Origin of the sequence: Nisaea sp. (genome assembly GCF_965216895.1) — a bacterium.
Taxonomy (GTDB): domain Bacteria; phylum Pseudomonadota; class Alphaproteobacteria; order Thalassobaculales; family Thalassobaculaceae; genus Nisaea.
In genome coordinates, this window is record NZ_OZ244205.1 from 4107362 (window position 1) to 4123053 (window position 15692).

10 protein-coding genes are annotated in these 15692 nt (G+C 63.6%); 1 reads left to right on the forward strand and 9 read right to left on the reverse strand.

From position 1 onward, the window contains the following. Positions 1-602: 602 nt before the first annotated feature. Positions 603-1400 carry a phosphodiesterase gene (locus ACOOE1_RS19490; RefSeq protein WP_420403868.1) on the forward strand — a complete coding sequence of 266 codons (798 nt, stop codon included), beginning with the start codon at positions 603-605 and terminating at the stop codon, positions 1398-1400. 47 nt (positions 1401-1447) lie between these two features. Here ACOOE1_RS19490 and ACOOE1_RS19495 read toward each other — a convergent pair whose 3' ends face one another. The 9 genes from ACOOE1_RS19495 to ACOOE1_RS19535 form a co-directional block, all read right to left on the reverse strand. Next, positions 1448-2158, reverse strand: coding sequence for a phage tail protein (locus ACOOE1_RS19495; RefSeq protein ID WP_420403869.1), 711 nt, complete (start codon positions 2156-2158; stop codon positions 1448-1450). A 139-nt stretch (positions 2159-2297) separates the two neighbouring features. Next, complete coding sequence (locus tag ACOOE1_RS19500) at positions 2298-5579, reverse strand: DUF4347 domain-containing protein (protein ID WP_420403870.1); 3282 nt, start codon at positions 5577-5579, stop codon at positions 2298-2300. Positions 5580-5852: 273 nt separating this feature from the next. Then, entirely contained in the window at positions 5853-6017 is a 165-nt protein-coding gene (locus ACOOE1_RS19505) for a hypothetical protein (RefSeq protein WP_420403871.1), read from the reverse strand. 81 nt (positions 6018-6098) lie between these two features. Beyond that, positions 6099-10859 (reverse strand): DUF4347 domain-containing protein, encoded by a 4761-nt coding sequence (locus ACOOE1_RS19510; RefSeq protein ID WP_420403872.1) that lies wholly within the window; start codon positions 10857-10859, stop codon positions 6099-6101. Between the two features lie 370 nt (positions 10860-11229). Further along, complete coding sequence (locus ACOOE1_RS19515; RefSeq protein ID WP_420403873.1) at positions 11230-11952, reverse strand: phage tail protein; 723 nt, start codon at positions 11950-11952, stop codon at positions 11230-11232. A gap of 36 nt (positions 11953-11988) precedes the next feature. After that, positions 11989-12702, reverse strand: a complete 714-nt coding sequence (locus tag ACOOE1_RS19520) for a phage tail protein (RefSeq protein WP_420403874.1) — start codon at positions 12700-12702, stop codon at positions 11989-11991. Between the two features lie 179 nt (positions 12703-12881). Beyond that, positions 12882-13094 (reverse strand): DUF2783 domain-containing protein, encoded by a 213-nt coding sequence (locus ACOOE1_RS19525; protein WP_420403875.1) that lies wholly within the window; start codon positions 13092-13094, stop codon positions 12882-12884. Next, positions 13091-14707 (reverse strand): FAD-dependent oxidoreductase, encoded by a 1617-nt coding sequence (locus ACOOE1_RS19530; protein WP_420403876.1) that lies wholly within the window; start codon positions 14705-14707, stop codon positions 13091-13093. Before ACOOE1_RS19530 ends, ACOOE1_RS19525 begins: the two co-directional genes overlap by 4 nt. Positions 14708-14719: 12 nt before the next feature. Next, complete coding sequence (locus tag ACOOE1_RS19535; protein ID WP_420403877.1) at positions 14720-15670, reverse strand: MBL fold metallo-hydrolase; 951 nt, start codon at positions 15668-15670, stop codon at positions 14720-14722. Positions 15671-15692: the final 22 nt, after the last annotated feature.

A 15692-nucleotide genomic window follows, 5' to 3' on the forward strand; every position in this document is an offset into this window, starting at 1 on the left:
ATGTCTTGATCGCTGACCGTGTCTCTCACGGATTCACCCGTCTGGTCGTGTGTTACAGTGCTTTTGACCCGCTCCCGTCATGGCGCGCGATCGGAAGGCTGAGACGCGCCGGCTTGTTGCAGGAACGACGCCGGGCCGGCCATCGGGAGTTGGTATCTTGTTCCAGATTCTTGATTGGAACTCTGCGTACGTCCAATCCCGGTCTTCACCTTGTTCAACCTCCTCGCACGCGGATCGTGTTTCGGCTCATAGGTTCAGACCGTTCCGGGGCCTGGCAATGCTGTTCGCCGAGTCGTGCCGGCGATTTGCCGCGGCTTTGCGGGTTGAAATGGGAAAGCTCTGCTGCGGTGATCGCTGCGCGAAAGGTTTCTCGGGCCGGTCTGACGTTCCGGGGCATTGCTCCCTCGCTCCTCGCGCTGGCCGCCCGCAGTCACTTGGGCGCGTATATCGGGACGCGCCGCTAAGCGACGCCTGGGTATCGGGCGATTCCGCCGCCGGCGTCATCCCCTTGTAAGAGATGTTCGCTATTCTGTGTGCCGTTTCAATTGCTTCGCCGGCCTTTCCCGGGCGGCAAGCGGTGCCAGGGAAGGACCGGACGCCCCATGAGTTTCATCCAGATTACCGATACCCATTTCGTCCCCGGCGACGCGCTGCTCTACGGAACGAGCCCGAGAAAGCGGCTCGGCGCCGGTGTCGATCTGATCCGCCGCTTCCACGGCGATGCCGAAGCCGTGCTCGTGACGGGAGACCTCGCGCATCACGGCGAGGAGGGGGCCTATGAGACGCTGAAGGAAGCGTTGGCGCCGTTGGAGATGCCGGTCTTCCTGATGATGGGGAACCACGACAGCCGTGCGCCGTTCCGCAAGGTCTTCCCCGACGCTCCGGGGATCGAGGGCGGGTTCATCCAATTCTCGCTCGATGTCGCCGGTGCGCGGGTGATCTGCCTCGACAGTCTGAATGACGCCCCGGGCGATCATGAAGGCCGGCTTTGCGACGTCCGCCTGTCATGGCTCGACCGCGAACTCGGTTCGGTGCCGGCGGACAGGCAGGTAGTCCTCGCCCTGCATCATCCGCCTTTCGACCTCGGCATTCCGGCGATGGACCGTATCAAGCTGCGGGACGGCGAAGCGCTGTTCGAGGTGCTGCAAAAGCGCCGCCCCGCCCAGATGCTGCTCGGTCACGTCCATCGCCCGATCTCGGGACACTGGCGCGGCATTCCGTTCTACCTGCAACGCGCCTTCAACCATCAGGTCTATCTGAGCTTTGCCGATCGCAAGGAAGTCGAGTTCGTCGCGGAGAACCCGGATATCGGCATCGTCCGGACGTCGGAGGACGGCATCCAGATCTTCACCCGTTCCATCGGCGGCGAGGGAGAGCCCTTTCCGCACGAGGAGGCTTGATGGATGGGCCGCTGCGGTCGTCGTGGCGGCCCGCCCTTATCTGCAGGTCATTGGCTTTCGGGTCTTGGCGGATAAACACCTTGCGTCGAAATGCAATAAGTCACACCGGCAACCGGATTGCGGAGCGGAACGGTCAGCGTGGCCTCGGGGACACCTTCCTTATATACTTTGACGGAGCCTGATGGGATGCCTCCCACGATCGTCAGGCCGCCGACCTCAACCGATTGAGTACCGAATCCTCCGGTGCCGAACTTCAGATCCGTACCACCCCCGGATATGAAGGCACCAGGCGTGGGAGACGCTGACGTAGCACCGGTATCGAAGGCCGTCAGGGTTCCGTCCACCGGGGTCTCGCCGTGTGGGACGAAGTTGGCCCCGTGCGAGTGCTCCGGCAGCGGCACGAGAAGATTAGCGCTTTCTTTGCCGACATATTGGGCGAAACCGATTTCGGAAAGCCCGGGCGCCTTGCCGTAGCCGACGGGGGCTCTCCCCCTCATGTTCGGGAGAGCGAACGTGTTCTTGCAATCCCCTCCCCAAGCGCACCCCAATAAGGAATAAAGCGACTGAAACGGCGTGATGGGCAGCATCTGGCCGGTGGCTGGCAGAAATCCTCTCGGGCAAGTTCTTGCCGCCGTCATGCACAAGGACCCTAGGTACTGGTCTTCGGAGCATGCAGCGGCGGTGCCGCCGGAAAACGGCAACAGCATCAGGCCGAAGGCGCACGAGGCGAGCAATCGATTTAGGACGTCACGTTTCATCAAGAGGACCCTCCCGTAGGTTTGACTGGTCGAGAATGACATCGTCGGACCCGAAGGCTGGTGCTTTCGGGTATATGCGGACCGGCATGCCCGCATATCCGGTGTATTGATCCCTGATGGCGGTCGTGAGCGGCAGTTGCTAGCCGAACTCCCATCCCGTCGCAGCGGCAAGGTCGGTCTTGCCGACCCCGATGACGGTGACCGTGCCGCCGTCCGAGAACGTCACGGTGGTGTTGCCGCCGCTTTCCGTCCCGCCCGCCACGGCGAGGCCGCTCTCCAGAGCGAGCGTGTCCGTTCCCGCCTGGAAGTCGGCGAGCTGGTCGTTGCCGCCATCGAATTCGAAGACGAAGATGTCCGCGCCCTCGCCGCCGGAAAGCGTGTCGTCGCCCTTGTTGCCGGCCAGGATGTCCGCGCCGTCGCCGCCGGAGATCAGGTCGTTGCCCTGTCCGCCATAGAGGCTGTCGCTGCCGAGATTGCCCGAGATGCTGTCGTCGCCCGCATTGCCGTAGACGATGTCGTCGTTCTGGCCGCCGAACAGCAGGTCCTCGCCGTTGCCGCCGGAGAGGGTGTCGTCGCCCTTGTTGCCGTAGACCCAGTCATTGTCGTTGTCGCCGCGCACGGTGTCGGCGTCCTGGCCGCCATAGACCGTGTCCATGCCGCCGCCCCCGAACACCAGATCCGTGCCCTGGTTGCCATAGAGGATATCCTCGCCCCAGCTCGAGCCCACCGTGTCCTCTCCGGCACCGCCGGCAAGCGTATCGTCCTCGGCGCCGAGGGAGATGAACTGCCTGGCATCGTCGCCGACCACGTAGTTCTGCCCCGCGCCGCCGCTGACCGTGGCGTTGCCGACGATCGCCGCGAATTCGATATTGTCGAGCTGCAGGGTGGAGCCGGAGGGGAGGCCGGTCGTGTCGATCACGAAGGCCTCGCCGCCGCTGGAGGATTGTCCGGTGATCTGCACTGTCTGGGCGCTCGCCTCGCTCGACGAGAAACTGATCGAGCGGATATCCATCTCCATGCCGGACATCTTGCTGAGGAAAGTCTGGCCGTGGCCGTCCAGAAAGCTCTGGTCGGTGGTGTCCGGTTCAGTCGTCCGGATCTCGCCGGTGAGGGTGGTGGTCGCCGTACTGCTGACCTCGGCGCTCGAGGTTCCCTTGTTGGTCAGCGAGACCCCGCTCGGCAGGGTTGCGGTCACCAGATTGCCGTTGCCGGTATTCTGGACCAGGGCGCCGGTCGCAGAGCTGCCGGAATTGTTGACCAGCGTATGTCCGGTCGCGGCGCCGGACGCGTCCTCCGCAGTCTGGTCCGTCACGGAGAGTCCGCCGCCGGAGTTGCCCCCGGAACTGCCCCCGCTCGAGGGGGCGGCGATATGCTCCAGGGTCACGTCGTTTCCGGTGCCGCCGACATAGCTGATCCGGTAGGTGTGCCCGCCTGCGCTCAGCGTGGCGCCTTCCGAGAGATTGTTGAAGGTTCCGCTGATCGCACCGACGCTGGTATTATCGATGATCGTGAGAGTGTCGCCTATACTGGTGCTGCCGTCGGAGACCACGGTGAGGTTGGTATCGGCGATCGTGAAGGTCGTATTGCCCTTTAGGGCGTCGTACCGATAACCGCCGCTTCCGTCGCTCTCGACATCGATATGAAAGGTGCTGGACGTGCCGCCGGCCACGCCGAGCGTGGTGGTGCCGCTGACCTCCAGCGTTCCGTTATAGGTGCCCGCCTGTCCGAGCTGTCCGCCGTCGGCGAGATTCACACCGCCGTTCGACGTTCCCTTGAGAGCGAGCGTCCCGCCACTCTGCACGAGAATCGCGTTGTTGTTGGCAAGTGAGCCGGCGACGACGAGCGTGCCGTCGGCGACCACGGTGCCCGCACCGGACGAACCGAACGCGCCGTTGTAGGTGTTGTCGCCAGAAAGCGTGAGAATGCCATCGCCGCTCTTTGTGATGCCGTTCGAACCGGAGATCACGCCCGAGAATGTCGTATCGGCACTCTGGTCGATGGTCAGGTCCCCGGCGGGCATCGAAACCGTGCCGGAACCGGTCAGCCCGCCGATTGTTTCGTCGCTATTGAGCTGGAGGCTGCCGGTGGTCACGTTGAATGTCGCCTTCGCGAGCGCGCTGTCCGCGCCGGACGCATCCACGACAAGCGAGCCGGCGGTCACATTTACCGTGCCGGTGAAGTCGCTGCTCACCCCTTCGAGGATGGCTACGGCACTGCCGCTCTTCGTCAGCGTATGGCCGGCGCTTCCGTCCGAGATCGTGCCGTCCAGGGTCAGGATGCCGCCGTCCACCTGGAGTGTGCCGCCGCCGGACCCGATGGTGAAATTCCCCGATGCGTCGGGGTTGCCGCCACTTCCGATCAGGGTGCCGTTGTCGAGCGTTACGGTCCCGCTGCCGAAATTGCTTGTGGCGCCGACGCTCACCGACCCGCCGCCGGTCACTTTCAAGTCGCCCGAGAAGTCGTTCGAACCGGAGAGGGTGAGCGATGCTTTGTTCGCGGTTACGCCGCCCGCGCCCGTGATCTTGGCGGAGACTATGAAGGTCTGATCGGTGGAAGAGCTCGGATATCCGATGGTGAAGGACTTGCCGGCCGCGACCGAGATCGTCTGGCTCGTGCCGCTCGAGATCGTGAGGGTGGTGCTGGTCGCGGAATGGTGTGATGCGGACGATGTGATCGAGACGCTGGAGGTCAGGTCGATCGAATCGACCCCGCTGTGGAAATAGATCGTGTCGCTGTCGCGGGGGGGATTGAGGTCCGCCCAAATGCCGCCGAAGGTGCCGATGGACGTCCCGCCGCCGTCGCTCGTAACATTGGAGTTTGCCAACAGCGTCGGGTGGGCGGCGAGGGCGGCGCGGCTGAACAGCGACGCTCGGTGCGTCGGGCCGCCTGCGGTCCGCAGGTTTCCGCCATTATGTCCCGCCCCGAGAGACCCGGAAAAGGCGGCAACGGGTGCGTCGAGCCTGTGGCTGAGCGCGGTCACGAAATCTCGTCCCGCGACGCCGCGACCGGTGTCGCAGGAAACCAGGTGCAGGTCTGCTCCATGCAGCCGCTCGCGGATGGCCGCGACCGTGTCGTGATTCCTGGTCAGGGCCCGGGAATCGATCGCGGCCGCCCCGAGAAAGACCCGGCCGGGCGCGCCGTGCGCGACGATATAGAGCGCGTTCACGGAGCCCGTTGCGGCGAGCGCCTCGGCGATCTGCTCCAGCCCGTCCCGCTCGGGGTCGGCAATGCGGATATCGGCCGTGGCTTCGAGCTCTGCCGTCAGCTTCCTGTGACCGTCGACCCGCGGATCAACGAGGATGAGTGCCCGGCCGGCCGGACTTGCGGCACCTTCGCCGTACTGGCCGCCGGATTCCTGTGTTTCGAAAACTTGCGCAATCGTTACGGCGGACGAATGGCGTCCTGCATACGTCGTACGCATGGCGATGGTCCCGCTTTCTGATGGAGCCGATTCATTGCTTGTTTGAATTAATGAAGGGTTGAGTTTTGACAGGATAGCGTCAACAAAAAAAATGCGACAAATTATGACTATGTACTCATTTTAAAGCGTTATTTCTGATTGACGATTCCAGAAACAAACCTATGAGTTGTTTTTGTGCGGACCCTTGTGCGACTGCGGGATGGGTCGTCAACTAGCCGCCGTGCGCGGATCCGATCGGCCGCTCCCAGCCGGGTTATCGCGAAATCCGGTGCCTCAACCGACCGTTCGTCTGGCCGACATGGCGATTGCCGTTGATTTCCCGATCGCGTCCATCGGGATGCCATGGCCGAAGACGGTGGTCTCGATGGCCGCATCCGGGAGAACGAACTTCCACGCCGCTTCGCTCGGGGTCAGCCTGCGGCCGGGATCCGTCAGCACGGTGCTGGGCCCGGGGAAACGGCCTGACGCGCGCCGGTCATGACGATGGCGGGCTCTTCCGGGGCCGCGCGGAACCGTGCGCTAGCCCAGATCCCATCCCGTCGCAGCGGCAAGATCGGTCTTGCCGACCCCGATGACAGTGACCGTGCCGCCGTCGGAGAACGTCACGGTGGTGTTGCCGTCGCTCTCCGTCCCGCCCGCCACGGCGAGGCCGCTCTCCAGAGCGAGCGTGTCCGTTCCCGCCCGGAAGTCGGCGAGCTGGTCGTTGCCGCCATCGAATTCGAAGACGAAGATGTCCGCGCCCTCGCCGCCGGAAAGCGTGTCGTCGCCCTTGTTGCCGGCCAGGATGTCCGCGCCGTCGCCGCCGGAGATCAGGTCGTTGCCCTGTCCGCCATAGAGGCTGTCGCTGCCGAGATTGCCCGAGATGCTGTCGTCGCCTGCATTGCCGTAGACGATGTCGTCGTTCTGGCCGCCGAACAGCAGGTCCTCGCCGTTGCCGCCGGAGAGGGTGTCGTCGCCCTTGTTGCCGTAGACCCAGTCATTGTCGTTGTCGCCGCGCACGGTGTCGGCGTCCTGGCCGCCATAGACGGTGTCCATGCCGCCGCCCCCGAACACCAGATCCGTGCCCTGGTTGCCGTAGAGGATGTCCTCGCCCCAGCTCGAGCCCACCGTGTCCTCTCCGGCACCGCCGGACAGCGTGTCGTCCTCTGCACCGAGCGAGATGAACTGCCGGGCATCGTCGCCGGTGACGTAGTTCTGTCCCGCACCGCCGCTGACCGTGGCGTCGCCGATGATCGAGGCGAATTCGATATTGTCGAGCTGCAGGGTGGAGCCGGACGGCATCGAGCGCAGGTCGATGACGAAGGCCTCCGACTGGGTGCCGCTGGAGGTCCCGGTGATGACGATGGGATCTCCGAGAGTGTTCTCGGTGGTCGAGGGAATGATGGTGCGCACGTCCAGGGTGGTCGTGCTGGCCAGTCTGTTGAGGAAACTCTGGGCGCCGCTGATGAGGCCGCTCTCTCCCGTGGAATCCCGCTCGTCGATGGAATTGACCAGGGTGGTCAGGGCGTCTTGCGTGCTCTGCGCCGCTGCCGGACCGGAAGAGGTGATGGAGACCGACGGCGGCAGGGTGGCGGTGACGATGTTGCCGTTATTGCCGGTGTTCTGCACGATCGCCGCACTGCCTGCTTCCGAACCGTTGTTGCTGATCGTCCGCGCGCCGCCGGTCATGGTGTCGTTGTCGTCGTCCACCACCGTGACCGGACCGGAGGCCCCGCCGGACGAGGATCCGCCGCCGGACGAGCCGCCGCCGCCGGAGTTGGACGCCGGCGCGGTCAGGGTCAGAACCGAATTGCCGCCCGAGGTCGTCCCCGTGATCGTGAGGCCGGACGCAGCCCCGGAGAAACTCAGAGTCCCGCCATCGACGGAGATCGAACTGCCGAGCGAGGTGCCGTTCAGGTTTGTCGCGAAGCTTGTGTCTCCGCTGAGGACTATGACATCCCCTGCGGCGGCACCGCTGATGACGTCGCCATTGAAGTCGCTGGCGGTGCCGACGAAGGTGTCGTTGCCGGCGCCGCCGATGAGGCTGTCCTGTCCGCTGCCGCTCGCAAGGCTGTCGGCGCCGTCCCCGCCGCTGATGACGTCGCTGCCGGAGCCACCCTGGATCGTGTCGCTGCCGCTGCCGCCGTCGATCGTGTCGGCTCCGGCGCTGCCCGTTATCGCCTGGTTTCCTGTCGATCCGGTGACCACAAAACTGTCGTTGCCGGTATCCGTCGCGGTCAGGGTCTTTCCTGCAGCCTGGGCAGCAGTCAGGGTGATGGTCTCGGAGCCACCGCTTGCCGTCGCCAGGGTCTCGATGGCGGAGAGATCGGCGCCGGTGACCGAACCCGTGCTCGTAAGGGTCAGCGTATTGGTGCCGGTCGCGGTCGTCGTGCCGCTGAAACCGTTGAGTTGTGCCGCCGTCATCGTGGCGGAGCCGTCGTTCGCCAGCGTCAGGTTGGCGATACCGGAAATCGTAGCGCCCGAGACATTGGCGCCATTGCTGATCGAGAGCGTGTCGTTGACCGTGCCTTCTCCGGTCAGCGTACCGGTAAGGGTCAGTCCGCCGGCATCGAAGGTGACGGCGTCGGTGCTGGAGGTCGCGCTGACGCTGTGTCCGGCGTTGGTGAGCGTTACGGTGCGGGCGTTGGTGCTGTCGTCATTGAGCACATAGCTCTCGATCGCGGTGACGGTGGACAGATTGCCGTCGCCGGAGAGCGTCACCGTTTCGCTGCCGTTCGCCGTGATCGTGCCGCCGCTGAAGGCGCTCAGCTGCGACACGCTCATCGTAACCGATGCGCTGCCCGCCATCGTCAGGTTCTCGACCCCTGTGACGGTCGCGCCGGAGATGTCGGTCCCGGACGTCATCTGGATTGCGTCGGTCCCGGCTCCGCCCGAGAGCGTACCGGTGTAGGTCAGGCCCTGGAAGGTAAAGGTATCGTTCCCGCCGGAGCCCGTGATTTCCTGTGCGCCGCCGGTAATCGTGGTCGCGTTGGCCACGCCGAGAATGTATTTCTCGACTGCCGAGTTGGTCTGGAAACCGTTCTCGGCAGCCGAAATCGTAATGACATCGGAGCCCGGCGCGGTGACCGAGGAAAACGCGTCGTGCTGCGCCTCGGTCATGGTCACGGAGGCGCCGCCGGAGAGTGTCAGAGTCTCGAAGCCGGAAACAGTAGCGCCCGAAATATTGGCGCCGTCACCGAGCTGCAATATGTCGGTCCCGGCGCCGCCGCTCAGGGTGCCTGTGGCGGTGAGGGTGCCGACATTTACAGTGTCTGCACCGCTGCTGCCGGTGACGTTCTGGGCGGCGGCACCGAGTGTCAGAGTGAAACCGCTCGCGCCGAGAACGTAGGTCTCGATATCCGCATCGCCGGTGACATTGCCGTCGCCGTTGACGGACCCCAGCGTGATCGACTCGGTGCCGGAGCCGCCATTGATGGCATTGAATCCGTCATGTTGGGTTTCGGACATCGTGGCTGATGCATTGTCGCCGAGCGTCAGGATCTCGAAACCGCTCAGTGTGAAGCCCGAAGTTGTCAGGTCTCCGCCGTTGGTCAGGACCAGGGTGTCGCCGGTACCGCCGCCGTCTGTTGCGACCGAAGTGCTGGTGATGTGGCTGGCTTGGGCGATGGTGAGGGTCTGGTCGCCGGTGCCGAAGGTAACGTTGGAAGGGTTGAGGTTTGTTCCGTCGGTGGTGTTGAAGCCGGCGTCTGTCGTGGCGGCGGCATCTGATGTCGCCGCGGTGAACTGAATGGTGTCGACACCGAGAAGGATGTTGCCGCCGCCCGAATACGAGATCGTGAAACTGGTGACGCCATTCCACCCGGACGTGCTGAAGGTTTCCTGCGAATCGGCGCCGAGTTCCGTGCCGTTCTCGACAGCCGTGATCTGTGTTCCGGTCGAGGGGTTGATGATGTAATTGCCGCCGGAATTCACCGGCTGCCCGAATTCGATTACCTGCAACGACGTGATGTCGACCGCACTGTCGAAGGCGAAGCTCATCGTCGTGTCGGCGGCCGTAGACATCTTGACGGCGGCGCCATCAGTTCCAGTCTGCGTCGTGAGGTTGCCGCCATTTCCAAGTGTGACGGTGACTTTCACACTATCGATTGTCTGGGTGAATGTGCCGGTGCCCGATCCCGTGATTGTGGCGCTTGAGAAGTCGAATGTGGAAAGCCGGAACGGATAGGCTTCCAACGCGTGGGCGGAATAAGGGAGGACGGCGCCGGGCCAGGCCTCCCAGCCGGCATCTCCGCCCAACGGCCCGGCCGAGGCTTCCACACGAGCGTTTGTTGTCTCCGACAAGGCGGAAACGAACGCCTCTCCCATGGTACCTTGCGCAACCGCACAGGCATGCAGGCTGATCACCGATTCGGGAGCGAGGGCCTGGCGAATGATCTTGTTCGCCCGGTGATTCGCGGCGAGGTGGTGCACGCCAACGCGCGTGCCGCCGAGATGCAGGAAGCCGGGCTCGCCATGCGCTAGGATGTGGATTTGTTCGACCTCGCGCTTGTCCGCCAGGAACGAGGCGATCTGCGAGAGTGGGTCCGTATCGTGGCTCAGATGCGCGACAGCGATAGTCGGGGAGAGGGACCCTGTGAGGATGTCGGCGTCGGCGACGTTGGAATCAACGAACAGTATTTCCCGGGGAAACTCCGTTCCAGAGTGATGATCAACCGGGTGATGCATCCGGATCGACTGCTCCGCAAATTCGGGTCCATTGCATTCGGTGGCGGTCGCGCGGCGGTCCAGGAAGCCCGGCGCGATTGAAGGAGCGTCACAACCGGCCGCGCCACCTAGCTCTGCGGTTCCTGCATGAACCGCCACACCGAGTGCATTCTCGAGAGTCGTGATAAAGGCAAGACCGGCCGGTTCGGCCCCGTCGGCGCATGAAAGCAGCAACACTTCCGCGTCCGTCGCCAGAGCAGCCTTGATCTCGGCCAGCGATCCCGCATGTCGTGCCAGTGCCGCGCCATCGATCTTCCGGCCGCTCAGTTCGATCGCACCCGGCTCGCCGTGTGCCACCAGAACGAGTCTTTCGATGTCCCGCATTCCGGCGAGGCGGGATGCAATTTCTGGGAGAGGGTCTCCCGATGCCGAGAGTGTGAACGCGAAGGGCGCGCCTTTCAGTCCATCGAGAAGAACTTCAGGTTTAATAACGCTATGGTCGATGAATGCGACCGTGCTCGGTGCGCGCATCATTGTCTCGCCTCTCGGATGACGTTCAGGCCGCTGCTGCAAAATGCCAGTCGGCAGCATTACACGACTTCGACACTTATATTGGATCAAGTAATTGATAAACATTCAATAATTATATTAACCGGTTCCTCGATGTATAAAATTTTATGGATTTTGCGCTTTCCGAATTTGAAGCGTTTCTCGTGAATTGGGATAACAGTTTTAGGTTCTGGACAATTTTGTCCGGTTTTGCGGTAAGTCGTTGACGCAATTTGTCACAATTCAGGGTAGATTTTTTTGGGGGAGAAAATTTCGGCGGGCGGCGCGCGGAATGATTTATTATTTCCTGCATGTGGTCGATGGTTCGTCCGGGCGGGAGGTGTTGTCGGCCAAGGAGCTCGAGACGAATTTATCTCGTCAGGAGAAGCTCGCGAGGGCGGGCACGACTGCCCATGGCTGCCGCGCCCGCATTAACGGAGAGCTTTAGAGTTCGCCGTCATTCACTTTGTTCCGGATAGAATCCTTTCGATGCGATGCAATAGGTCAGGGCCGTCACCGGATCCTGGATGTTGACGGCGGCGGAGGAGCCGGCCTGCTCGATCACCACGTCTCCTGTACCGGGATTGAGGGCTTCGACAGTCACCCCATTCAGTTCGACGAGCTGCGCACCGGAGCCGCCCGTGCCGAAACGCGGCACGGTGCCGCCACCGGAAATGTGGTAGCCGGGCATCGGGCTATCGTTCGATGCTTGTGCCGTGTAGGCCTCGAGCGTGCCGTTGGCAGGCATATTGTCGCTTGAAGGCTTGAACTTAGCCTTGTGGGAGTGAGCCGGCAGGTTCTTGTGGGTCAGGGCGACGGTCTCCGCGCCTCGGAACTGGCCAAGTTCTAATGGGGTCAGTTTGCGATCAGGGCGGGTCCCGGCGCCGACCGGAGTCCTGCCGCGCATATCCGGAATCCCGAAAGTGCTGCGGCAGTCGCCTCCCCATTTGCAGCCCAGCAACGAAAAAAGCTCTGTTTTGGATGCTATCGCTACTTCTTGACCAACCATTGCTAAATACCCTGTTGGGCAGAAGCTGGCCGCCGTCGCGCAGACAGTCCCGATATAGGGCCCGGGTCCGCAGGTCGCTTTCGCGGGTGCTAGCGGTTGCAGGAGCGCGCTAGCCGTGCACACGAAACCAATCAGCAGCGAGGCACGTCGTCGGATTCTGGTATCGGACATTTCATATGTCTCCCGGAGTTGAATTCCTGGCAATGGTCAGCCTCGCGACGGAAAGAGTCCGTCATTGTTAATGCAATAGGTCAGCGCCATGACCGGTCCCTGGATGGCGAAGGGGGCTGATTCACCTGTGTTTCCGACTTCTACGGTTCCGCTGGGAGCGCTGCCTGTGATGGTCAGCCCATCCAGTTCGACGAGTTGCGTGCCGAAACCGCCTTTCCCGAAGACGGGGGTGCCACCGCCGCCGGAAATGAATTCACCTGCGGAGGGAGTGTCGGTCGTTGCACCTCCCGAATAAGCTTCGAGCTTGGCGCTAACGTTCCCGCTGCTGGTGGGCGTAAAAAACGCAACGTGACTGTGTTTTGGTAGCTGTGCGACTGTCAGTTCGTGGGTCTCCGCTCCCCGTGTCTGTCCGAGCTCGATTTTCGTGAGACCGGGGCCCGTACCGGTGCCGACCGGCGACCGCCCGCGCATATCGGGCAGGTAAAAGGTATGCTTGCAATCTCCGCCCCATCGGCAGCCCAGAAGGGAATAGAGTGGTTGAAAGACCGTCGTGGAGAGGGGCTGGCCCTTCATCGGCAGGTATCCGGGGGGGCAGAAGTCGGCCGCCGTCGTGCAAACCGAGCCGATATAGACCGAGTCTGCGGGGCCGCATGTCGCTCTTGCGCCTGCCGCCGACAGCAGGACCGCGGCAGCGGCCAAAAAAGTAATTGTGGCGCGTTTCACGGGCCGGACGAAAATCTTTCCGGGCATTCTTCACCTCCTTAATCGGTTGGGTTCCCGAGTACAAACTGTAGCCGAGAGTAAGGAGTTATTTTCCTACTATAGGTGAATTAGCTTGAAAACGACTGTGGGTATAAATCTTCGGTCATGCCGACGATTTCGCATCGAAATCAGAGAATGCGGGCCAGCGCGTCGAGGGGGGGACCCGTTCAGGGATATTCTTCGCGGGCCGGCGTCGGCAAGGCCGCCGCGAGCGCGGCCCGCAGGATCTCCCGATCGCCGATCTGGTTCGCCAGCAAGAGGATCAGTCGGGCGTTCAACGCATCGCTCTCGGCTTTCGTCAGACCGTCATGCGCCGCCAGCAATTCCGCATAGAATCCGTCGGGATCCTGCAGATTGGGGGAGGTGTTCAGTTCGCTCATGCGGAGACTCCGGTCGCTGTCCCGACTGCCGCTGCGACGGCGCCGGGATCGTAGGCGTTCCAGCGCGCGGCGACATGCTGATCCGGACGCAGGAGATAGACCGCCTGCCTCTCGGTCCCGAGATAACGTTCCCGGAGCGCGCCGGAACTGTCGTCCCGCGCCGAAAGCGCGATCCCGCGTACCGGCAGGCCCGCGGCTTCCGAAAGTTCAGGAACATCAGCGTCCACGCCGAGCAGTGTGAACGCGCCTCCGATCTTCTCCAGCAGCCAGCCGTTTCCCGCCGGGGCATCTGCCGCGGGGGCACCGGGCCGCGTGCGTGCGGGACCACAAGGGAGGGCGTCAGCTGTATTGATCGGCGAGCCGTCATGTGTCGCGGGCAGGCTGAGCCGTCCCGAATTCACCAGCGGCCGCGCGAAGGCATGATGCTCGGCGAGATCCAGCACGGCATTGCGGAAGATTCGCGAGATCTCCGATTTGGGCGTGATGAAATCGGTCGAGCGGGTGGAGTTCAGGATGTTCTCGTCCGCCGCCTGGACGCGTTCGCGGTTGTAGCTCTCGATCAGGCGTTCCGGCGCTGTGCCCCCGAGTACCAGCTTCAGCTTCCAGGCGAGGTTGTCCGCATCCTGGATGCCGCTGTTGGCGCCGCGCGCGCCGAAGGGCGAGACCTGGTGTGCGCTGTCGCCGGCGAATAGCACGCGGCCATGAACGAAGCGTTCCATGCGGCGGCACTGGAAAGTATAGACCGAGACCCATTCGAGGCTGAACTTCGCGTCGGTGCCGAGCATGGCTTTGAGGCGCGGGATCACGTTCTCCTCGCGCATCTCCTTCTCGCGCTCGATGTCCCAGCCGAGCTGCAGGTCAATGCGCCAGACGCCGTCCGGCTGCTTGTGCAGCAGGGCGGACTGGCCGCGGTTGAAGGGCGGATCGAACCAGAACCAGCGCTCGGTCGGGAACTCCGCTTCCATAATGACGTCGGCGATGAGGAAATTGTCCTCGAACACCCGGCCGTGGAAATCGAGCCCCAGCATGGAGCGGACCGGCGATTTCGCGCCGTCGCAGGCGACCAGCCAGTCCGCCTCGAGCTCATACGGGCCATCGGGCGTCTCGACCGAAAGGCGGACGCCCGTTTCGTCCTTCTCGACGTGGGTGACCCGGTTGCGGCCGCGGATCTCGACCGGCCGGCTGTCCGCCTGCAACTCCCGCAGGCGCTGCAGCAGCCCGACCTCGAAATGGTACTGCTGCAGGTTGATGAAGGCGGGACGCCGGTGGCCCGCTTCCGGCAGCAGGTTGAACTCGTAGACCTTGCGCTCGTCGAAGAAGACCTTCCCCTTGTTCCAGGTGACGCCCTTTTCGACCAGCGGCTGGCCGCAGCCGAGCCGGTCGAGGATCTCCAGTGTGCGCTTGGAAAAGCAGATCGCCCGCGAGCCGTGGCTGACCTTGTCGTTGTCGTCGAGGACGAGGACCGGAACGTCCTTCAGCGCGAGATCGACCGCGAGCGCAAGGCCGACCGGCCCGGCACCGACCACGACGACCGGGTGCCGGACCGGGGCCTTCGCGTCCTGGTCCGGCACCCGCTCGTAGGGGTAGAGCGGCTGCTCGAAGATCCGGCTCATGGGGCCGCCCTCCTAACCCTGGAGCTGTTCCCACATCTGCCGGTCGCGCTCGGCGGTCCAGATCCGCGGCGTGTCCATGCCGAGGGCCTCGTCATAGGCGCGGGTCACGTTGAAGGGCAGGCAATGCTCGTAGATCGGCACGTCGCTGAATTTCGGATCGCAGGCCGCGCGCACCGCGTCCCAGGCTTCCTTCAGCGACCCGCCGCGCGCGGCGACGGCGGCCGCCGGGCGATAGGTGCTCGTAACGAAGTCGAGGGTGAAGTCGAGCGCGGCATCGACCTGTTCCGTGCCGACGAGGGCGGCCCCGCGACCGGGTGCGATGGCGAGCGGATCGTAGCTCTTGATGTTGTCGAGGGTGTTGCCCCAGTCGCTGAAATGTCCGTCGCCGCAATAGCAGGCCGCCTTGTGTTCGACGATGTCGCCGGTCAGCATCACGCGCTCGTCCGGGACCCAGGCGACGATGTCGCCGGCGGTGTGGGCGCGGCCGAGATGCATCAGGTCGACCCGGCGGTTGCCGAGATAGACCGTCATCTTGTTCCGGAAGGTCATGGTCGGCCAGGTCAGGCCCGGGATCGATTCATGGCCCTGGAACAGCCGCGGGAAACGGCCGAACTCGCTGTCCCAGTCCTCCTGGCCGCGTTCGGCGACCATTGCGCGGCATTTCTCGGAGGCGAGGATCTGCTCCGCCCCGTAGGCCGAGGCGCCGAGCACGCGGACCGCGTGGTAATGCGAGAGCACGACATATTTGATCGGCTTGTCGGTGACGGAGCGGATCTTCTCGACCACCTTGTTCGCGAGGCGCGGCGTCGCCTGCGCATCGACGATCATCACGCTGTCGTCGCCGATGATCACGCCGGTATTGGGATCGCCCTCCGCGGTGAAGGCCCAGATGTCCCGGCCGATCTCGCTGAAGGTGATCTTCTTTTCCGCCATGTCGCCCATGGACGCGAATTGCTTGGCCATCTGGCCGTCCTCCCGTTTGCTC